The 21972-nt window shown below is 43.0% G+C and carries 20 protein-coding genes and 1 rRNA gene; 8 read left to right on the top strand and 13 right to left on the bottom strand.

Going from position 1 to position 21972, the window contains the following annotated elements; translation table 11 throughout:
• Nucleotide 1 precedes the first annotated feature (1 nt).
• Nucleotides 2–787 carry a carboxy-S-adenosyl-L-methionine synthase CmoA gene (gene cmoA, locus JMX91_RS11500; protein WP_201549253.1) on the bottom strand — a complete coding sequence of 262 codons (786 nt, stop codon included), beginning with the start codon at nt 785–787 and terminating at the stop codon, nt 2–4.
• A 272-nt stretch (nt 788–1059) separates the two neighbouring features.
• Between cmoA and msrA the strand changes: the two genes are divergently transcribed.
• The 4 genes from msrA to JMX91_RS11480 all read left to right on the top strand — a co-directional run bounded on the left by msrA (nt 1060) and on the right by JMX91_RS11480 (nt 4911).
• A complete protein-coding gene (gene msrA / locus JMX91_RS11495; RefSeq protein ID WP_057761837.1) occupies nt 1060–1581 on the top strand; it encodes a peptide-methionine (S)-S-oxide reductase MsrA in 522 nt (173 codons plus the stop codon).
• A 185-nt stretch (nt 1582–1766) separates the two neighbouring features.
• On the top strand, nt 1767–2459 hold the full coding sequence (tmpT, locus tag JMX91_RS11490; protein ID WP_201549251.1) for a thiopurine S-methyltransferase: 693 nt from the start codon (nt 1767–1769) through the stop codon (nt 2457–2459).
• 50 nt (nt 2460–2509) lie between these two features.
• Entirely contained in the window at nt 2510–3223 is a 714-nt protein-coding gene (locus JMX91_RS11485; RefSeq protein WP_201549250.1) for a DUF1499 domain-containing protein, read from the top strand.
• 227 nt (nt 3224–3450) lie between these two features.
• A complete protein-coding gene (locus tag JMX91_RS11480) occupies nt 3451–4911 on the top strand; it encodes a lytic murein transglycosylase (RefSeq protein WP_201549248.1) in 1461 nt (486 codons plus the stop codon).
• A gap of 117 nt (nt 4912–5028) precedes the next feature.
• Here the strand turns inward: JMX91_RS11480 and JMX91_RS11475 are convergent, their stop codons facing one another.
• The 4 genes from JMX91_RS11475 to JMX91_RS11460 all read right to left on the bottom strand — a co-directional run bounded on the left by JMX91_RS11475 (nt 5029) and on the right by JMX91_RS11460 (nt 8615).
• Nucleotides 5029–5328 (bottom strand): hypothetical protein, encoded by a 300-nt coding sequence (locus tag JMX91_RS11475; RefSeq protein WP_201549246.1) that lies wholly within the window; start codon nt 5326–5328, stop codon nt 5029–5031.
• A gap of 204 nt (nt 5329–5532) precedes the next feature.
• Entirely contained in the window at nt 5533–6540 is a 1008-nt protein-coding gene (locus JMX91_RS11470) for a DUF4062 domain-containing protein (protein ID WP_201549244.1), read from the bottom strand.
• Nucleotides 6541–6711: 171 nt separating this feature from the next.
• Nucleotides 6712–7626, bottom strand: coding sequence for a glutamate racemase (gene murI, locus JMX91_RS11465; protein ID WP_201549273.1), 915 nt, complete (start codon nt 7624–7626; stop codon nt 6712–6714).
• Between the two features lie 284 nt (nt 7627–7910).
• The gene (locus JMX91_RS11460) at nt 7911–8615 is read right to left on the bottom strand and encodes a DUF1285 domain-containing protein (RefSeq protein ID WP_413786795.1); all 705 of its coding nucleotides are present in this window, start codon (nt 8613–8615) and stop codon (nt 7911–7913) included.
• 562 nt (nt 8616–9177) lie between these two features.
• Here JMX91_RS11460 and JMX91_RS11455 point away from each other — a divergent pair.
• A complete protein-coding gene (locus JMX91_RS11455; RefSeq protein ID WP_201549271.1) occupies nt 9178–10815 on the top strand; it encodes an electron transfer flavoprotein-ubiquinone oxidoreductase in 1638 nt (545 codons plus the stop codon).
• A 136-nt stretch (nt 10816–10951) separates the two neighbouring features.
• On the opposite strand, the gene JMX91_RS11450 is transcribed toward JMX91_RS11455, so the two are convergent.
• Nucleotides 10952–12448, bottom strand: a complete 1497-nt coding sequence (locus JMX91_RS11450; RefSeq protein WP_201549241.1) for an alanine/glycine:cation symporter family protein — start codon at nt 12446–12448, stop codon at nt 10952–10954.
• Nucleotides 12449–13209: 761 nt separating this feature from the next.
• On the opposite strand from JMX91_RS11450, the gene JMX91_RS11445 reads away from it, so the two are divergent.
• The 3 genes from JMX91_RS11445 to JMX91_RS11435 all read left to right on the top strand — a co-directional run bounded on the left by JMX91_RS11445 (nt 13210) and on the right by JMX91_RS11435 (nt 16038).
• The gene (locus JMX91_RS11445; protein WP_057761855.1) at nt 13210–13470 is read left to right on the top strand and encodes a DUF4212 domain-containing protein; all 261 of its coding nucleotides are present in this window, start codon (nt 13210–13212) and stop codon (nt 13468–13470) included.
• Between the two features lie 3 nt (nt 13471–13473).
• Nucleotides 13474–15342, top strand: a complete 1869-nt coding sequence (locus JMX91_RS11440; protein WP_057761858.1) for a sodium:solute symporter family protein — start codon at nt 13474–13476, stop codon at nt 15340–15342.
• A gap of 156 nt (nt 15343–15498) precedes the next feature.
• On the top strand, nt 15499–16038 hold the full coding sequence (locus JMX91_RS11435) for a hypothetical protein (protein WP_201549240.1): 540 nt from the start codon (nt 15499–15501) through the stop codon (nt 16036–16038).
• 66 nt (nt 16039–16104) lie between these two features.
• Here the strand turns inward: JMX91_RS11435 and JMX91_RS11430 are convergent, their stop codons facing one another.
• From JMX91_RS11430 to rrf, 7 genes are all read right to left on the bottom strand, one after another.
• Nucleotides 16105–16710, bottom strand: a complete 606-nt coding sequence (locus JMX91_RS11430; protein WP_201549239.1) for a rhomboid family intramembrane serine protease — start codon at nt 16708–16710, stop codon at nt 16105–16107.
• 40 nt (nt 16711–16750) lie between these two features.
• The gene (locus JMX91_RS11425) at nt 16751–17803 is read right to left on the bottom strand and encodes a 5'-nucleotidase (protein WP_201549238.1); all 1053 of its coding nucleotides are present in this window, start codon (nt 17801–17803) and stop codon (nt 16751–16753) included.
• Nucleotides 17804–18036: 233 nt separating this feature from the next.
• On the bottom strand, nt 18037–19326 hold the full coding sequence (locus JMX91_RS11420; RefSeq protein WP_201549237.1) for a TRAP transporter large permease: 1290 nt from the start codon (nt 19324–19326) through the stop codon (nt 18037–18039).
• Complete coding sequence (locus JMX91_RS11415) at nt 19323–19850, bottom strand: TRAP transporter small permease (protein ID WP_102093491.1); 528 nt, start codon at nt 19848–19850, stop codon at nt 19323–19325. The genes JMX91_RS11420 and JMX91_RS11415 overlap by 4 nt, the downstream gene beginning before the upstream one ends.
• 18 nt (nt 19851–19868) lie before the next feature.
• Nucleotides 19869–20927, bottom strand: a complete 1059-nt coding sequence (locus JMX91_RS11410; RefSeq protein ID WP_201549236.1) for a TRAP transporter substrate-binding protein — start codon at nt 20925–20927, stop codon at nt 19869–19871.
• A 381-nt stretch (nt 20928–21308) separates the two neighbouring features.
• Complete coding sequence (locus JMX91_RS11405) at nt 21309–21656, bottom strand: hypothetical protein (RefSeq protein WP_201549234.1); 348 nt, start codon at nt 21654–21656, stop codon at nt 21309–21311.
• 198 nt (nt 21657–21854) lie between these two features.
• Nucleotides 21855–21968 (bottom strand): 5S ribosomal RNA (gene rrf / locus JMX91_RS11400).
• Between the last annotated feature and the right edge of the window lie 4 nt (nt 21969–21972).

The raw sequence follows: 21972 nt of genomic DNA, 5'->3' as shown, positions 1-21972 counted from the left end.
ATTATTTAAACGCCACAATAGAAACAAAGTTCAAAAACTGAAACCATGTCAGATGACGCGCAAACCCAACTTGATCTAACCGTGCATGATGCTCATCTAAGGTATCAGTAATGAGGACATTTTCTAATGCATTACGCTTGCCGCTAATCTCCATTTCGGTATAGCCATTCGCACGTTTAAAGTCATAATAACGCTCAACCAACCACGCATCATACTGCTCGTCAAAGGCATGAGTTTTTTCAGTCAGTACCAATATGCCGCCTTCGCTCAATGCCGCATAAATCTTCTCTAATACTGCGACCCTATCAGCAGCTGGCAAAAACTGTAGCGTCAAGTTCAAAATCACCATATCGCACGGTTCAAGCTCAATATCGCGGATATCTGCAGTGATTACTTCGATGTCATGCTCAGGATAATTCTCACTCAGTAGCGTGGTCGCCTCGGTCGTCATCGCTGGTGAGATATCAATTGCTTTAATCTGTAAGTCTTGCGGGTCGAATTCACCCGCTAGCGTCATACTGGCTGCGCCCAATGAACAGCCCAAGTCATAAACACGACTAACGCGTTGACCGCTATCGCTCTGCTGACGATACTTGCAATGACGACGGGCGAATATGGGTAGCATCGCCAGCACCTGACCATAACCAGGTACACTGCGGCGAATCATATCAGGGAAACAAGCCACCACTTGCTCGTCAAATGAAAAGCGTGCGGCCTTATCCAGTGGCGTAGTAAACGGTTTATCAAATAGGGTGTCATGTTTGATAGCAGGCTGGGATTGGCTCATGGGACGACTCGTTTTTTAGAATGGAACTGAAATTAAGAATTACTGGATGACTTTTGCTTGGTGGTTTCGCTTGTCATTATCAGTTGATAAAGAAGTAAGATAGCAAAAGCCCATTATAACATTACTGTTTGTTACTTATCGCCTTTGGCTTGCCTGCTAAGCTGAATAAATAGTGCCAAGGGTAATGAGACGTTTGAAAGAAGCATTGAAAAACGAGAGCATCACTACCAAATATAGCGCTTACCCCATATTTATAATAATAGGAAAAAATTATGCAAACGATCGTATTAGGTGGCGGCTGCTTCTGGTGCACTGAGTCTGTATTTTTATCGGTAAAAGGTGTGCAATCTGTCGTCTCAGGCTACATGGGCGGCGATGCTGTCTCTGCTAACTATGAAGCTGTCTGTAGTGGTACAACTGGCCATGTCGAAGTCATCAAAGTCGAATTTGATGAGTCTATCGTCCCGTTAGAAGTGATACTCGATGTCTTCTTTGCCACGCATGATCCCACCACGATGGATCGTCAAGGCAATGACGTCGGTAGTCAGTATCGTAGCGTGGTCTTTTACACTGAAGATAGTCAAAAACCGACCGTTGACCGTACCATTAACAAGTTACGCGATATGGGTGTCAATGTGGTGACAGAAGTACATCCTGCCGTTGAATTCTATCAAGCAGAAGACTCACATCAAGATTTCTTCAACAGAAATCCAGGACAGGCTTACTGCAACTTTGCAATACCACCAAAGCTCGCTAAACTGCGCAAAGAATTTAGCAAATATATGGTTAGTTAAATGAGGGTTAGATAAATTGAATAAAACGTTATTTATTCAAAAAATTTCTTAGCCTAATGTTGTATACCAGCCAAACACTTATACTATAGGTGTTTGGCTTTTTACTATTTATGCCTTTGACATGACCAATCAACATTATCAAAGCTAAATCTATATACAAAAACTTGCAGATAGAGGATTGCAGTATGAACCCTGAGTTTTGGCAAAAACGTTGGCAAGAAGGTCGCATTGGATTCAATCAATCTGCGGTCAATCCATTGTTGATTGATTATTTTAACCGCCTCAATCTAACTGCGGGTAGCCGAATTTTTGTGCCGCTTTGTGGTAAATCTATTGATATGGTTTGGCTAGCGACACAAGGCTATGACGTGGTGGGCGTTGAGTTGGTCGAAACAGCCGTACAAGAATTCTTTGCTGAGCAAAACATCGAACCTACCGTCTATCAACAGGCAGACAATCCAACGATGAAATACTATCAAGGTCAGTTGTCGGGACAGACCATCACTTTATGGGTCGCTGATATCTTTTCATTAACCGCTAAAGATATTGGTTCTATTAATGCAGTATATGATAAAGCGGCATTAATCGCCCTACCAGACGATATGCGTGTGAGATATAGTGAGCAAGTGCGGAAACTTAGTAGCGATACCAGTAAAATTAATGGTGCTAACAATGAAATAACACCGCAGCTTTTACTCACGCTAAATTACGATCAGCGTAAAAAGAATGGACCACCCTTCTCTATTAATAACGAACAATTAGAGCAGTATTATAGCGCTCACTACCAAATCTATGAGCTAGCAAGCGTGCCTTCTTCTATAGGTTCTGCACCTGATATCACCGTCACAGAACAGGTTTGGCTATTGAGCAGTAAATAAAAAACTCATATAACCTTTAACAAGCCGCTAAATGGCAATGGAGAAATTGAATGAAAATGCTAGTCAGTCTAATGAGTGTAACTGCTATTCTGCTAGTTGCTCTGGCAGGTCCATTGTATAAGTTTGGCGTTGTAGAGTTAGGCACTGCGTTTACAGGGTTTAAATTTGGGTTATTTGCTGGTATCGCAGCATTGGTATTGTTGGCTATACAGCTATTGTTTAAACGCAATACAGCCAGTATTGGGAGCGCACTAGCCTCAGCCGTACTTGCTGTCACTGCAATCGTTGTCCCGCTTGGCATGATGAATACGGCCAAAAATGTACCGCCTATTCACGATATTTCTACCGATTTAGTCAACCCGCCTGAGTTTGTCGCGATTGCACCACTACGTATAGATGCGTCAAATCCTGTTGAATACGCCGGCGCAGAAGTGGCTGAACAACAACGTACTGCCTACCCTGATTTGCAAACATTGACCTATGCCAATTCAAAGCCTGAACTGATCAAAGCAGCTAAACAAGCCATAGAAAATTTAGGGTGGGATCTGGTCAATACTGATGCCGATAAAGGCATCATCGAAGCAACAGAGACGACTGCTTGGTTTGGCTTTAAGGATGATGTGATCATTCGTGTGACTGACAACGATAGCGAGCGCTTGGTTGATATTCGCAGTAAGTCACGAGTTGGACAGAGCGATTTGGGCAAAAATGCGGCACGTATTCATAGCTTTATTGACGAGCTGGATAGTGTGCTAGCCAAATAAACAGGTTATACCTTCTAAGGAATAGTCCTCGAGTTGAAATACTGTCTGACGCTTTGCATTTTCAGCTCTATGAAATCCTCTTCTAATCTCACGGCAGCGTCAATTTATCGTAACCATTTATAACCTTGGTACTTCGACAGCTTTTCTTTACTGTTTAGATTGGTTACTCTACGTTAATATCATTTTTTGCCTTTCGATAACTATTTTAACGTTTATAGGATATTTTCATGCGTTTGACTCCTTTTTCTACTTTGTCGCTGCTTAGTGTTGCTGTCGGCATCAGCCTTGCTACCACTGCTCAAGCTGCGCAGCCGCCAGCACCTGATTTATCCAATAGCGAGTTTCAACAGTGTCTGGACAATCTAAAAAACTCTAGCAAGTTTAGCGGTGTTGATGGTTATACCTTTAATAACTATCGCCCAAGCCAGCCTGATCCTAGTGTCATTCAGTCACTGAATTATCAACCAGAGTTTCAAAAAGACGTCTGGGACTACTTATCAGCATTGGTAGACAAAGAGCGTGTCGAGGACGGTATCCGAGCCAAGCGTCAATGGGGATCGACGCTACGTCAAATCGAATCGCGTTATGGCGTAAAAGCTGAGCACGTGCTCGGTGTCTGGGGCGTAGAATCAAACTTTGGTCAAACGCTAGGTAAAAAACCATTATTTGAGTCTTTAGCGACATTGTCTTGTTTCGATCGTCGTCAAAGCTACTTCCAAGGTGAGTACGCCAATGCGCTAAAAATCGTGCAAAACGGTGATATCGCACCAAACGATATGACAGGCTCATGGGCAGGTGCCTTCGGACAGACGCAGTTTATGCCGAGTACTTTCTTAGAATTGGCAGTAGATTTCGATGGTGATGGACGTCGTGATTTGGTCAATAGCGTACCTGATGCACTCGCTTCTACCGCAAACTTCTTGGACAATCGCGGCTATCGTACTGGTGAGCCTTGGGGCTATGAAGTCAAACTACCTGATGGATTTTGGGCCGCTTCGAATCGTAAAGACAAAAAGTCAATAAGCCACTGGCGCGACCAAGGTCTGACGTTGGCTAATGGCAGTCCGTTACCGTATGACTTGAGCAGTGCAGGCTTATTGTTACCCGCTGGTATGGAAGGCCCTGCTTTCTTGGTGGGTAAAAACTTCGATACTTTCTACTCTTATAACGCCTCAGAAAACTACGCACTGGCTATCGCACACTTATCAGATCTAATCACTCGCGAAGACAGCAGCAAAACAGACTTTATCACTGCGTGGCCAACAGACGATCCTGGTATTAGCCGCCAGCAGGCCAAGGACATTCAGCAAGCGTTGTTAAACGCAGGTTACGATATCGGCGGTGTAGATGGCATCATCGGAGACAATACTCGTACTGCTATCCAGCAATACCAGACTAGTCGCGGTATTTTCCCAGCTGACGGACGCGCAGGCCAGAAGTTCTATCGCGCCATCGTTGGTAATGCAGCGCCGAGTCAAACTCAATACGGCCAACCTGCAAACAGCAAACCTCTGAACACTGCACCTGCCGATCGCATGGGACAATTGATTCAGCAGCAAACGACTGCTCCTAGTAGCTACTCATCTCAGCCATCAGCGAGCTCGTCAACTTCTGGCAATACACGTTATCGCCGCGTTACTGACGCCGATGGCACCATCAAACTTGTTCGTATAGACCAAGGTTCGTAGTAGCAAGATAAGTGATACTATTTAAATGCATCAAAAAAGCCACGCTAATAGTAGCGTGGCTTTTTTATTTATAGATAGTTATTAGTAGAACTTATCTGATTGACTCAAAATACGTATCTAGACAATAGGTGGTGACTTAGGCTGACCATTGTCACCATTCCAATTTTCGCGAGCTTTGTCGTCTAAATCGGCTGCCGTTTTTGGCTCCCACTTACCGTTTTCTTTCCAAGTCGCATCGCCCCAATCTTCATCTTCCGCTTTACTGTCTAAATCTTTGTAGGCCTTGCTAGGATCTATACCGCGGCGTTTCATATCTGCTACTTGCTCTTCTAACGTATGAAACTGATCAGCATCATGCATGGACTTTTCTAGACCATCAATCTCTCTTCTTAACTCGTCATTTTTAGCATTGCTCATCGTACGCTCTCCCTAATTATTAATATTATAGTTCTCATTCTAAAATAGTTAACGTTGTTAATACTGCTAACTAACTGACTTTATTATTACGGGTCTGAGGAAGATTCACAAGCATCGCACGTATGCTTTGTATTACAAAACGTAGTCGAGCTGCCGAAGAGGACGTTTTAAATGGCTATTATTGAACACGCTAGCGAATAATTACTAGTCTTGTTTATTCGTACTTGAGGTATAATTTTGCAGTAGGTTTTTTGCGTAGAAGGTAAGTTTCCAAAGCTCTTGTGATACCCGCGTGCCATAAGTCATCAATTGTATCCAGTTTGCACCGACTAGCTTACGTTGCAAATTATTGATATCAGCTTGAGAGATTTGGCAGCGTGAGACAGCATGAACGTTTGGCATCTCTTTTTTGATGTCTACTTCCGCTTTAGCGGTAATCAAACGATTGATGGCATTTTGCAAGCCATAGCTCGAAAAAGTAGACGGTATTCTTATGAGGGTCATAAGTATCTCGTGCCACGAGAGTGTTAGCGATCTGGTTACGTCCGTTAGATTACCGCCCTCATAAGCTTGAGCACTATATTGAATCTCAAAAAACTCTGTTAACTCAATTGGCTCACTAACCTTATCTGCTATAAAGTCTTCGTCATCAGAACTGTTTTTCTCTACCTCGGTAGTACTAGGTAATATATCGACTAGCTTCTCATACACGACCTTTTTACTAGTCGTATTCTCTTCATCATTCGCTCTGACCCAGCCACCTACCATTTTATTATTGGCGACGGCATTATAATGAGCCTGTACCAGTAATGGCTCGATATCCTCTTCCGTATCATAGTAATGTAGCTGGTTATCTTGCTTGGTGACTAACTTAATAAACTCTTGAAGTTGTCGGCTGACGACAGCGTCTGGAGAGTGATTTTTGACCAGCACAATTAGCGGCTTAAGCTTCGCTTTGGCATTTAGATAACTCAAATGCATCTGGCTGACGCCGTTTTTTTGCACAGTCCCGTAGCTGTCGCCAACGATCATGACTGCATAATCACAAGAGTCAATACACTGGCGGCCATAAAAAGAGGCTTTAGATAACTTGCTAGAAACATCATAGGTCAGAAATGCGCGTGCCTGAAAAAATATCGCTAAGCTGTCTAGAACCAACAACTGGTCGTTGTCAGCGCATATAATATGAATATGATAGCGACGATTCGGCACAATTACCTCTAAGCGTAGGTCGTGACATAAAAAGGATAGGATGTAAAATAGAACACAAAAATCTTGTCTTGCTCAGCCTAGCATACTCTTAGCTTAAAAAGATGCACTCAATTTATTTTAACTGAGTCAGCGTTGCATACAGCGTATTGATATCACTAGTTTTGATAATAACTAGTGAGAGTAGTATTGCAATGCCATTTCTGTACCGAGTAAGCGCTCAACTAAAGCGCATAGTCTATCACTATATTTAGTGGCGTGAAAAGTTAATGGCGGTCTAGTAATGGTATTTTTATTACTGGTTTTTTGTGACAGATTTTCTTGTTTTTCACTCATCAATGATGCAGACAAGTTGTTTGCAATCAATAGCTGTCTAACCCGTTCAGCAATCGCTTGACCAGAATCAATGACTTGTATTGATAGCTGCTGCTGTGCAATCTCATCTAACAAGAATGTCTTAAAAAACGGATAATGTGTACATCCCAGCACTAACTGATCGACACCTTCATTAGCAAATACTCGTATCTGTTGACGCAACCTTTCGGCTGTCTCGTCTTGTTCTGACATACCTGCTTCTACCCAAGGTACCAGTTGCGGATCAAAATACTTAGTGACTACTGTATTATTAGGTTTAGCAAAATTGACAATAACATCATTTAATAAGGTGCCATTCAAAGTCGCTTTGGTTGCCAGCACCGCTACATGAGCACTCTTACTGGCCAGTACCGCAGGCTTTATTGCAGGAACAAGACCCACAATAGGGATATGTGGATAGCAGCGTCGGGCAGTATCTAGTGCATATGCTGAGGCGCTGTTACACGCAATAACTATTAGCTTACAACCTTGCTGATGTAACCACTCTACGGCCTTTAGCGTTAGCGCTTCAATATCTTCGCTGTCACGATTGCCATAAGGCACATTTAGCGTATCGGCGTAATATACGTAACGCTCAGTAGGCAGCTGCTGTGCTAAATGCAAGTAAACAGACAAACCGCCAACACCAGAATCAAACACGCCAATGGGCGCGCTACGGTTTTTATCGCTTACAACTGTGTTACTAGCATGTTTATTGACATCTACTAGATCCATAGTTTTGAGACTCTGGTCAACAGATATATCGACACACGGTCTGAGCTTTCCGACTGTCTGGTTTTCGATATCCATCTTTACGCTAATGCCATTATCATATTATTCATCAATTTTATTACTCAGTTAAATGCGCTATATGTATATTTCGTGTGCGGCGTCACTCTATGTCGGCTTTCTATCGACTACCTTTATACGATAATAATTTTTTAAACCAATAGAATCAGGCGACATTATAAAATTATAGCACTCATCGGCATACAGCAATTAATAGATAAACATAATACTTAATCAGTAGGCATCGATAATGAATAAGACTGGCCACCACTCCGTAGCGTCAATATCGTCTTACCATTGTCTTCTGATAACGCTCCAATTTCAGTCAGATGATAAAAAGTATTACGACCGATAAGTGCGGTTAAGCCATTTCTGACCATCATGTATGGGCGTACTTGTTCTGTAGATGATAATTCCTGAGAATCTGCCACATCGTCAGCGGTACTCATTTGATTCGCTTGATCGCTTTCACTAAAGTCACTGTTATTAGAGTCACTGTTATTAAAGTCGCTGTCATTAGAAGTGCTCTTATTAGAGTTATACGCCTTTAATACAATCGAATGCTCATCGTCTAAGCGAACCACATCCCCTGTCGTCGTTGTAAACTCCAACCAACTCATATCATCTTCATGGACAATACCAACATCGTTTATCAGAAGGGGTGCATCTTCTACTTGGATACGGATTTTCTGTACAGGAGTCTTCAAAAAGTACTCAGTAGTGCCATTATTCTCTTCTTTCCATAGTATTGTGGCAAACAAACTGACCAATGACTCACGGGTCATTTGCCCACCTTCATGCCACCACTCTCCATTTGCCTTGATAACTAAGTCCATATCAGCGATATCTTCAGGGTGCCACTTTTCGAGTGGTGGTATTGCGCGTCCTTCACGTGCCCCAGCTGTGGACTTAAGATAGTGACTTAGTGCATTCATATTATTTAAACCAGAACCCTTGCCAACTGGGGCTTCTACGTTATTTTCACGACTGCTATCAGCATGATTATTGTCATTCTTCATCGTTCAATCCTTTATTTAGTATTCAAAGTTTGGCAAATCTATTATTACTATAAATTTTTGTTTCAGGTATGATGAAACTTTATCGCCCAAATACCTTCATTGCCTTGATATAACCTTAACACCGTTGCCCATAAATGCGTATCGTGTTTGTAGGACTTTTCTTTTATAATGAGTAACGATGTTTTATTGAAATGGTCAAGTGGGTTTTGTATTGATGACACATTTTTATCGGGCAGCCATATGTCTGAGTGACGTTAGCGCCGCAAGTCTATTATTCAGTTGTTAAGCTAATGATGCCCTGAGATAAGCCACTAAAAGTTTAGGAGTAGGTATGCAAGAGCAAGACAATCAAACGCCAGTTATTGATGGTAATACTGTGAATGCTGACGCACCAGTAGCGACAGAGACCGCAACGCTAGATAAAGCAGAACCAGTCGTAGCGCCGGTTGCCGCGGAACCTGAAGTCGAACGCGAATCAATGGAGTTCGATGTCATCATCGTTGGTGGTGGACCTGCAGGTCTGTCTGCTGCCATTCGTTTGCGCCAGCTCGCTATTGAAGCTGGTAATGATGAGTTTATGGTTTGTGTGGTCGAAAAAGGCTCTGAGTTTGGTGCCCATACGTTGTCTGGTGCAGTCATCGAGCCACGCGCTCTAAATGAGCTGATTCCTGACTGGAAAGAAAAAGGCGCACCGCTTAACGTACCAGCGACAGAAGATCGTTTCTATTATTTGAACTCTGCTACACGCTCAACTAAAGTGCCTGACTCTTTGATTCCAGGTCCGATGCACAACGATGGCAACTATATTGTCTCGCTAGGCAATGTCGTTCGTTGGTTGGCCGTACAGGCAGAAGAGCTTGAAGTTATGATGTTCCCAGGCTTCCCTGCCGATGACATCTTATACAATGACGACGGTTCGGTTCGAGGCGTGTTAACTGGTGATATGGGTGTGGCCGCCAATGGTGAAGCCAAGCCGAGCTTTGAGCCTGGTTATGAGCTTCTTGCCAAATACACTATTTTTGCCGAAGGTAGCCGTGGGCATTTAGGCAAACGCTTAATCAGTCGTTTTGATCTAGATAAAGACTCTGATCCTCAGCATTATGGTATCGGTCTAAAAGAGCTATGGGAAGTTGAGCCTGAAAAGCATGAGCAAGGTGTTGTCATGCATGGTCTTGGCTGGCCATTGACTGAAACTGGCTCTACTGGTGGCTGGTGGTTATACTTTGATGAAAACAACCAAGTAAGCTTTGGTCTTGTGGCGGATTTGTCTTACCACAACCCTTACGTGTCTCCATTCGATGAAATGCAGCGCTTGAAAACGCACCCTGTTATCAAAAACGTTTTAGAAGGCGGTAAGCGCATTTCTTACGGCGCTCGTGCGTTGACCAAAGGTGGTCTAAACTCACTACCGAAGTTCACTTTCCCCGGTGGTGTGTTGGTAGGTGATGACGCTGGTTTCTTAAACCCAGCAAAAATCAAAGGCACACATACCTCGATGAAGTCAGGCATGCTCGCAGCCGAAGCTATCTTTGAGGCGTTGCAAGCCGACCGTCAGCATGATGAAGTGGTTGCTTATAGCACAATGTATAAAGAGTCATGGTTGTATCAAGATAACTATGAGTCGCGCAACTTCTCACCTGCAATTCACCGTATGGGTCTGTTCATGGGCGGCGCTTTCACCTTTATCGAGCACAACTTGTTAAAAGGTAAAATGCCATTCACTTTACATGACAATATCCCAGATTACGATCAGTTAGAGCGTGCTAACCACGCTTATCAACCAACTTATCTTAAGCCTGATGGTAAGTTGGTATTTGATAAATTGTCGTCGGTATTTATCTCTAATACCAACCATGCAGAAGATCAGCCAACGCATCTAAAACTTACTGATCCAACGGTACCTATTTCAATCAACTTACCGTTGTATGCTGAGCCTGCACGTTTATACTGCCCAGCCGGTGTATATGAAGTGGTCAAAGATGCTGAAGGTGCTAAGTTTGTTATCAATGCGCAGAACTGCGTGCATTGTAAGACCTGTGATATCAAAGACCCTTCACAGAACATCACTTGGGTAACGCCAGAAGGTGGCGGTGGTCCTAACTATCCAAACATGTAAATCAGGATAATTCTGGTTTGAGCTGGTACAATTAATATCATTAAAACTGTGCTCCAATAAAAACCGCCCATCTCTATATAAGAGTCGGGCGGTTTTTTAATGCTTAGAACAAGCTATTTTTACCAATCAATGTTGCTTAGTCTGTCCAAGCATCACGGTTGGCTTCATTTCTGAGTTTTACAAAGTTATCAGGGTCAAACTTAATTTGATCGCCTGTTTTACCCTCTTTTACCTGACGCTCATAGTCACGTAGTATTCTTAACGCAACAGGAGACAACAGCAAAATAGCCACTAAGTTGACCAGGGCCATTAGACCCATAGACAAGTCAGCGAAGTTCCATATATCAGGTAGGCTAGCAACCGAGCCGATAAATACCATACCTAATACTAGGAAGCGGAAAATCATGATCATCACTTTGGCATTTTTGGCACCAGAGATAAACTCAAGGTTTGACTCACCGTAGCTATAGTTGGCGATGATAGACGTAAATGAGAAGAAGAAAATCGCGATCGCCACGAACACCACACCTAGGTCACCGACATACTGTGATAAGGCTAACTGAGTTAACTGAATACCTTCTTGCTCGACATTAGGGTCGACCACGCCAGACAAGATAATAATCGACGCCGTCGCGGTACAAATAATAAGGGTATCCATGAATACACCTAGCATCTGCATAAAACCTTGCACTGCTGGATGATCAGGATGACTCTTTGCCGTTGCTGCAGCATTCGGTGCTGAACCCATACCTGCTTCGTTAGAAAACAAGCCACGTTTAATACCGTTAATCATTGCCTGCGCAATACCATAACCGATGACACCGCCTGCCGCCTGCTCAAAGCCAAATGCTGATTTTACAATCAACGCGATCGCTGCTGGGAATTGACTAAAGTTAGTCACGATAATAAATAGCGCTAGCAAGATGTACAAGATAGCCATCACTGGTACGATTTTACCCGCGATACGAGCTACTGAACGCAAACCACCGAATACTACTGGCGCTACCAGTACTACCAATACCAAACCTGTCATCCACGTTGGCACACCAAAGGCTTCATTGGTTGCTTGAGCGATGGTGTTGGATTGCACGCCATTGAATGCCAAACCAAAAGCCACTAACAAACATAATGAGAAAAACACGGCGAGCCAGCGTTTACCTAGACCTTTTTCGATGTAATAAGCAGGGCCACCGCGGTACACATTATCATTATGCGGTACTTTGTAGGCCTGTGCTAAGGTTGACTCGATAAAGCTGGTCGACATACCAACAAGTGCCGTCATCCACATCCAGAATACAGCACCTGGTCCACCTAGATAGATGGCAATTGCCACACCTGCCAAGTTACCAGTACCAACACGCGCAGCTAGCGACGTCATCAAGGCTTCAAATGAGCTAATACCACCATCTTTGCGTCCTTGATTGGACACGCGTAGCAACTTCCACATATGACCAAAATGACGAAACTGAATAAAACGTGTCGCGACGGTAAAGTAAAGACCCGCACCAATTAGTAAGAACATCAGTAATCCATACCAAGGGTTACTAGCAATCAGCCAGTCATTGTTACCCCAGATAATACCGACACCATAATTTACGATGTTATTAAACCAACCTACTATCCCTTCGTTCATATGGGCTCCTTATTTATTCTTTATACGCGTTACTTAAGTTTCATATCGATATCATATTTTGATTGCCATGGACTATATAAGCCTCTGCGCAAAATACCTGATACCAAAAGACACGTGCATGATATAGATATTGAGCGACATGCGACCATCACGTTTGCTTATCGACTTCATATAATTATTTTTAAAATAAATAATGCTTATGTTTCATCTTATATAGAATATATTAAGTGATAATTTAATCGCATAAATTACACGGTAGCCGTACCGTTTCCGTAACGTTAGGTTATTCATTGAAGGCTAAGCAAACTAATTTTTAGTAATTTCCTTATTATTCATGCACAGTAGTTTGTAATTATCTTTATTAAACCGTGCTAATATAAATCCTATATCCGTTTAGACTGTTTTATGGTTATCGAAGCTATCAAGCAGTACAAGCAGCACAACAGGTTAACGTGTTAACAAGATTAAAACTCTTGTCAGGAAGACGAGATTGTTAAAAAGACACTGGATAGTCCACCCTTCTGTCTTCCTCAAGAAACGCTGTTGTACCATTCGATGGTTTAAGTCAATGCGATGCTTAAATAGTTAACTACTTTTATTTGAAGTAAAGAACTACCGAGCATTAAACGTACTATCACGCATCATCGTTTTCACTATATAAAGCAGTACCTGACGATTTTTTATACTTTTCGTGGTAAGAAATAATCGCAGTTCTTTTTATATTGTTGGTATTTTTTAGGGAAGACAAAAGGAGTTGTCCTATGAAAGATCATAACGATCCATCCGGTTATTGGCGTGCCAATGTCCGTCTCATCTTAGGTAGCCTAGTAGTTTGGGCACTATGTTCTTACGGTTTTGCTATTTTATTACGTCCTCTTTTGGCCGGCATCAAAGTCGGCGGCACTGACTTGGGCTTTTGGTTCGCCCAGCAAGGCTCCATCGGGGTGTTTATCATTTTAATTTTCTTCTACGCATGGCGTATGAATAAGTTAGATAAACAATATGGCGTAGATGAGGAATAGACCATGAGTCAGTATTTAGTTAATATTATTTTCGTAGGCCTATCTTTCGCTTTGTATTTTGGTATTGCGATCTGGGCTCGGGCTGGGACAACCAGTGAATTCTATGTGGCGGGCGGCGGTGTACATCCAGTAGTTAACGGTATGGCGACAGCTGCTGACTGGATGAGTGCAGCATCTTTTATTTCTATGGCAGGTTTGCTTGCTGCTGGCGGTTATGGCGCATCGACCTACTTAATGGGCTGGACAGGTGGTTATGTACTACTAGCCATGCTACTGGCGCCTTACTTACGTAAATTTGGCAAGTTCACTGTGCCTGATTTTATCGGAGATCGCTTTTATTCAAAAACGGCTGCAATGATTGCCGTAGTTTGTTTGATTATTGCCTCTACCACGTACGTTATCGGTCAGATGACAGGTGCTGGGGTCGCATTTTCACGCTTCTTAGAAGTAGATAACAACACAGGCCTCATTATTGCGGCGGTTGTTGTATTCTTTTACGCAGTTCTTGGCGGTATGAAAGGGATTACCTACACGCAGGTTGCGCAGTATGTGGTTCTGATGATTGCTTATACCATTCCTGCTGTCTTTATCTCACTTGAATTAACCGGCAATCCAATTCCAGGTTTGGGCTTATTTTCAAACCATATCGAATCTGGTGTTCCCATCCTAACCAAGCTTGATCAAGTTGTGACTGATTTGGGATTCACAGCATATACGGCTGACGTACCTAACAAGCTAAACATGGTACTGTTCACCTTATCACTAATGATTGGTACCGCTGGTCTACCTCACGTTATTATTCGCTTTTTCACCGTTCCTAAGGTTGCCGATGCACGTTGGACCGCTGGTTGGACATTAGTATTTATCTCATTATTGTACTTCACAGCACCTGCTGTTGGCGCAATGGCACGTTTAAACCTTATCGATACTATCTATCCACAAGGCGTTGCAGAGCCTGCTATCGACTATGACCAACGTCCAGATTGGATGAGGACTTGGGAAGATACTGGCCTGATTAAATATACTGACCTTAATAACGATGGTCGTATCCAGATGTATAACGATAGTGGGCTGGGCGCTGCAGAAGTTGCTCTAACCAATGCACAGACTGAAGGCGGTGACGTAGGCGCTGCAACAACTGCGGTTGAGACAGCACGTGCTGCACATGACCTAGAACTTGATGGCCGCTTTGCAGATGCAGGCTGGGCTGGTAACGAGCTCGACGTCAATGCTGATATCTTGGTATTGGCTAACCCAGAGATTGCACAACTGCCATCTTGGGTAATTGGTTTGATCGCCGCAGGTGGTCTCGCTGCTGCACTATCAACTGCTGCTGGCCTATTGCTCGCTATCTCGTCAGCGATTAGTCATGATTTAATCAAACGAAACCTAAATCCAAACATTACTGACAAAGGAGAGCTCAAGGTCGCACGTATTACGATGGGTATTGCGATTGTGGTTGCTACTTACTTAGGTATGAATCCACCAGGGTTTGCAGCACAGGTAGTTGCATTGGCATTTGGTATCGCTGGTGCGTCTCTCTTCCCTGCACTAATGATGGGGATCTTCTCAAAACGTATCAACAACCTTGGCGCTATCGCCGGTATGTTGACAGGTTTGATCAGTATCTTGGTTTACATCTTCGTCTTCAAAGGTTGGTTCTTTATCAGTGGTACTGCTAACTTCCCTGATACAGCGGAGTACTGGCTATTTGGTATCTCACCACTATCGTTTGGTGTGATTGGTGCCCTGCTTAACTTTATCGTTGCATTCATCGTTTCTTATGCAACCAAAGCGCCACCGCTGCATATTCAAGAATTGGTTGAAAGCGTTCGCTCACCACGCGGTGCAGGCGGTGCGGTCGACCATTAATCTGACGAATGATGATATGCCTTCTGTTACTATATATCACTCACTGGCAGCCACTGCTGGTGAGTGATTTTTTATCTATAATAGTTAGATGATGGTTTTGCTTTGTCCAATTGAACATACCTGACTAAAAGTGCCTAGCGCATTAAGGAATATTTTATGCTTTTTGAGTTTATCGCTACCATAGCTGCCGCATTTGGAATGGCTGGATTGGCACTGATCATAACTCACCTCTGTAAACTGTCAGGTAAGCGCGCGCCAAAGTGGCTGATTCCCTTATTTGCTGCGATTGGTATTTTTGGGTTTCAGGTACATCAAGAATATAACTGGTACGGTCAGCAAGTCCGTCAGCTGCCGGATGGTGTTGAAGTCGTGAAAACTGCCGAAAGTACAGAATGGTTTCGTCCGTGGTCTTATATCAAACCACAAGTCTTGCGCTTTATTGCGGCAGATACGGGCAATGCCAGCATGCATGCTGACAATCCAGATATGCATTTAGTTAATTTGTATTTGTTTGAAAGACGCAGAAGCGTGCAAAAGATTTTACAGGTAATCGATTGTACTACACCTGCCCGAGCAGACTACGTGATACCAGAAAAAGGTAGCACGCTGACGGTGGATGAACATGTTAAACAGACCACTGCATGGCGAGAGCTAACTACAGATGACCCTTTATTTATCAAAATCTGTACTGATTAAAGCGTCTGATCCAATAATGCTTAGTATGGTTATGCTGGTTCATTAAATGCTGATATTAAGTTACTTTTAATAGCGTTGAGAAGCGGCTGAATAAGTATGCTTTGAATTGGCTCCTAGCAATAGCCCAGCGCACAAACCACCAAAATGTGCCGCAAATGAGATACCTTGTTGCGGCATCAACCCTTGCTTAATGGTCAGCCAATAACCAGTTCCCATGACGATACAAGCAATCAGATAACCCCAGCGCCGCGCAAATATAGCCCCGCCTATCATATAACCTAACATTGCAAAGCAAAGCCCTGATGCGCCAATATGAATAGAAGATGACGACCCGATAACCCAAGTGACCAGTCCTGAGGCAACCACCAGTTTAATCACTGTGCGATAAGCATTCTTCTCAAACAGCCCAAACAAAAACAAAATCTGTAATAGCGTCACCGTATTGCCAGTCAAATGCGACAAATTGCCATGCATGGTCCATGAAGCAAACACCCCTATCATACTACCCACATCTAAAGCACGCGGCACGATACCAAAGATGTTCCACAGTCCAAATAAGACCACCTCATTTAGAAAAAACATGCCCCACATCGGTATAAGTACAAAAGCATAAAGTCCAATGACCTGCTTTATCCGTACGACAATTAATTGAAGCAACTGCTGCCAATTCATATACCATCCTATCCTTATTACCTAGATTTTTTATACCTACTTAATGGTTTACAGCAAACAATGGATGCACAGCAGGTTTGAATGATAACAATGATGCGTCTTCATCAGTAGTGAGATAGTTATCACCATGCAATAATGACGTTGAATGATACGGAACCAAGGCCGTAGGAATAAAGCGACGTGCCGCGTCAATGTGCTTGATTGAATCATCAAAGAAGATATGCGGCGCAAATGTTCTGAGTACCGCTGTTTTCTCTAGTCCTCCCAAAAAAAACGCCATATCAACGTTCACGCCCCACTCTCGTAATGTCTTGATAGCACGCAAGTCAGCTGGTGCATTGCGCGCAGTCACCAGCGCAATTTTTATTGGTGAGTATTTAAGACCAGCAGGGAGGCGCTCTTGCAGATTTGACAATTTAATTAACAATTCAGCATAAGGGCCTTTTTCAATCGGCAAATCACGCATTTGTACTTCACGATCATGAAAGGCTCGCAGCCCTTTTTGTTTGTATAGCAGTTCACCTGAATCATCAAAAAGTACCGCGTCACCATCAAAGGCAATGCGCAGCTGCTCAGTGTCTAATTCATAAGTATTGACAGGCGTGGCGTCTAGTATGGCACAGGCACAGATATTGGCATCCGCAACTTGCTGGGCATCGTCGCGATTGGTGGTCAAGAACAGATCAACGTTGAAGTCTTTGATATAAGGCGCAACAGGGCTACCTGAAATAAAAGCAGAACGGGAGATATTGATATCATGTTCTAGAATTGCATTAAGTACCTGAATACCAGTGTCTGGACTACTTTTTGAGACGATGACGACTTCGACCAATGGTGTTTCAATGTCTGAATCTCGTCCATCACTATTATCACAATACTTATTTAGGTTTAGTAACGCTTTAATTAGCGGATAACCTGCACCAATATTCAAGGAATCATTTTCACGCTCGGTCATGTACTCCCTAAACTCTTTTATAGCACTTGTAGGACGTTGCTCTAGCAGCTCTAGCAAATAGTTTTCTGACTCCGTCAAATCAAAAAGTGCCGTCGCAGAAATTGCAACGATAAGCGTATTACTAAAATCGACAGCCATGACTATCTCTACTTATAAAGTTATATAGGAAAATGAATGCAAAACAGTTTACTACATTCACAAGCCTTTATAACACTAAGAAAAGTTATCATCATGCAGCGTCATAGATTGTGAGTTTGTAAAATGTCCTTCTCTTAATTCTTAGTCAAAATATCAGCCAATAAAAAAGCCACACTGCTTTATTAGCAATATGGCTTCATACAGTAACTTATAAGCTATGGTTTAGATTTAATCTACCCCAGCAGCACAAGCGAGATGGCAGGGAACATCACCAAGATAACCAACCGAATCACATCAGAGACAATGAATGGTGCCACCCCGCGGAACATATCACTCAGCTTAATGTGCGGTGCCATCGCCTTAATCACGAAGATATTCATCCCCATCGGCGGCGTAATCAAACCAAGCTCCACCGTCAATACCGCAATGATGCCAAACCAGACCGGATCAAACCCTAACGCTAGAATGATGGGATATACCACAGGTATTGTGATTACCAGCATCGCTAAGGCATCCATGAACAGACCCAGCAAGAAGTACATGAACAAAATACAGATTAGGACAATCATTGGACTGACTGCCAACCCACCGATCCAAGATGCCAAGGTATAAGACAAGCGTGAGACTGAGATAAAATACCCCAATGCCTCTGCACCCAATAGCATAAAGAACACCACTGCAGAGAGTGCTAGCGTCTCAATCAATGACTGCTTGAGTCCATCTAGACGCATGCCTTTAGCAAAAGCATAAGCCCAAGAGACAAACGCCCCGACTGCAGCGCCTTCTGTTGGGGTAAATAACCCAAAGAAGATACCGGCAATAATCACAATAAAGATAAAGCTAAATGGTATCAGACCAGTCAGTGACACAAGCTTGGCTTTCCACGTGGTTTTCTCACCACGTTTTGCTAAGTGCGGTTTCCAGCGTACCATCACCATGACGGTCAGTGAGTACATCACCATACCGAGCATACCGGGTAAAAACCCAGCGATGAACATGTCACCTACTGACTGTTGGGTTAAGATAGCATAGACCAGTAGCGCAATACTGGGCGGAATCATAATACCAAGCGTACCACCAGCGGCTAAGATACCGCAGGCAAAGCCTGGCTGATAGCCGTACTTCTCCATTTGCGGTAAGGCCACTTTGGTCATGGTAGAGGCAGTAGCAAGTGATGATCCTGAGATAGAGGCAAAGATACCGGATGAACCAATACCGGCAATACCAAGACTCCCCCTTACCCCGCCAAATATGGTTCGGGTGGCTTCAAAGAGTTTACCTGCCATGCCTGAGTGAGTGGCAAACACGCCCATCAGAATAAATAAAGGAATGGCACTAAAGTCATACTTTGCTAAGACATCGACTGGGATGTCTTTGAGCATTTGTAGAGCACCACTAGGCGCGGTAACCGCACCAAAACCGACTAGACCCACCCCTAACATGGCAAGTGCGACAGGTACTCGTAAGACGACAAGCAGGATCATGACCACTAGGCCAATTGCACCGATAATTTCTGGACTCATGCGCCTGTCTCCTCGGCGTCAAAGAATTCGCCTGTCTTAAAGATGTTGATGGATTCGATCAATGAGCGAATGGCGAGTAGGATGCTTAAGAATGCACTAACCATATAGATAGGCATCATGGATATTCGAAGGTCTTGGGTGACTTTGCCATACTCTAAGGCGTCAATGGCGCTCTCGTAGAGCCCCCATGAGAAGACGATGCCGATAATAAAGAAGCCCATCATAAAGATACCCATAAGGTAGCCTTTGATAGACTGTGGCATTTTCTGGGTGAAGACGTCGACGATGATTTGTGAGCGTTCGACAAACGCAGCAAAGGCAGCGAGTAATGCAAATAGCATAAAGTAGGAGACAATCTCTACACTGCCTTTGACGGTAAAGCCAAACTCACCACCGGTGAGTTTGAATATGTAGCGTGCGACGACGTCGAGCATGGTGGTTAGGACGATGATGATGAGACTGACCCCACCGATAAACTGGCATAATCTAGAGATTAAGACGCTGAGCTTGACTAAAAATGCCATGTGACACCTCCAATTAGGTTAGACCTTACAGGCAGCACTGGCAGCTTTTGCTTTTTCATAGACACTATCAGCATCCAAACCCAAAGCATTAACATCTTTTAGATATTTTTGGGTTCCTCTTTCAAGTGGCCCTTTCCAATCTGGATCATTTAACGGATCAGGAATTTCGATAATTTCATCACCTTTATCTTTAGCAGCTTGAATTGCCATTTGGTCATGTTTATCAAACACTTCACCGACCTTATTAGCTAATGCCATCCCTGAGTTTTTATCCAAAACTTGTTTTAGATCATCAGGTAAATTGTCGTATTTGTCTTTGTTCATCGTGACCATAAGCGCTGAACTATAGAAAGGAATGTTGGTATGATATTTGGTAATCTCATCAATCTTAAATGCTGTTACCGCCTCCCAAGGGAAACTTAAACCATCAACGACACCGCGCTGTAGAGAGGTATACATATCGTTTGCAGGTAGACCTACTGGTGAAGCGCCCGCACTTTCGATAATGTCACCTGCCACAGCTGAAGGACGGCGAATACGCATACCTTTCATGTCTTCAGGTGTTCGAATTAGCTTATCAGTTGTATGAAGCGCCCCAGGTCCAGCCCCGTACATAAACAGTAAATGAGTATCTTCGTACTCACTCGCCAAAGTACCGTCATCATATAGAGTCTGTAGCATACAGCCCATTTGAGTTGCTGAATTTGATAAACCTGGAAGCTCAGTAATCTGAGTCAAAGGAAAGCGACCGTTGGTATAACCATGCGCTTGTGAACCAATATCGATCGTACCTTTGGCAGCAGATTCATAAGTAACGTCTGCTTTAGCAAGGCCCGCCGATGGATACAGCTCAACTTTTAGACGGCCGTCAGAATCTGTTTCTATCTGTTTTGCCCAAGGCTCAAAGACTTCTTTACTGATAGATGAGGTTGCTGGCCAAAAATGCGAAAACCGTAGCACGGTAGTTTCTTGAGAAGTCGCTGATGAGCCATCAGTCGTATCAGCAGATTGGTTAGAACAGCCAAGAAGACTAATAGCGGCTAAAGCACCAATTGAAAAAAGAGGAGCTAACTTCATTATCAATTCCTTTTGATAATTATGAGAATAGGAGTAATGTGTTACGAGCAGACAATTTGATTCATCCTAGATTAAATCGTCTACAAGATTCAGATGTATTTTTTACATACCTGTAATAAAAGTACTGTTTAAAATTAGCAGCTATAATGATAGAAGTCAAATCATTTTGAGCAGATTATGAAGGATATATTCATATTATAGATATATTTCTAATACTTGAATTGTCTATATAGATAATAGTAAAAATTAAGCAGACTAAAATAATTCCTCATAAAAAAGCTCTCAACCTGTTATCCAGTTGAAAGCTTTTTTATGTAGATACTATATGAGTTGATAGAAGCTGCTCTAGGTAGTTATATAGATAATAATAGTGATAAAGCGCTACTCTTCCATCTGCCACTTATCATCTACCCATACAGCATCGTTATCATCTAGATGTACATGCCATTCTGCATCAGTTACCACAAGGCGAATCTCAGTCAAACATTGTAGCCAATGCTCTAAGGTATACATAAGATCTTCTACATCCATACTAACAGGTAACTTTGTAGCTCCTGCTAGTATTACTTCTGATTCACTATCATCGTATGCATAGAGATCGAAAGTCTCTGCATTATCTGCATGCTCGAATTTGTCATTATATTCATCGACTATTGATGCAACCTTCTCTTGCTCCTGCTGATTCAAGAGAGTAGAACGTTCAGCAGTATAGTAGAGTGAAACGCCCATAATATGCTCCAAAATAAATGAGAGATTGTAGATTCTAGAAGTGAATAAATAGTATCATATTGAATTAGTTAGTAGGAAAGTTTGAATTCTTGACCGAAGCATCTAGCGCTAAACTTTCTATTACCAAGTGCTAACATTAAACCGCGCGCAAAGAAAATCCCCCGACAAGCTAATGTCGGGGGATATTTCAGAATAGAGAGCTGACGATGACCTACTCTCACATGGGCGAACCACACTACCATTGGCGCAACGATGTTTCACTTCTGAGTTCGGGAAGGGATCAGGTGGGGCCATCGCGCTATTGTCGTCAGCAAAG

The sequence above is a fragment of the Psychrobacter sp. Pi2-1 genome, assembly GCF_904846645.1.
Lineage (GTDB): Bacteria > Pseudomonadota > Gammaproteobacteria > Pseudomonadales > Moraxellaceae > Psychrobacter.
The sequence above is the reverse complement of the archived record's forward strand: the minus strand, read 5'-3'. Positions and strand labels throughout refer to the sequence as shown.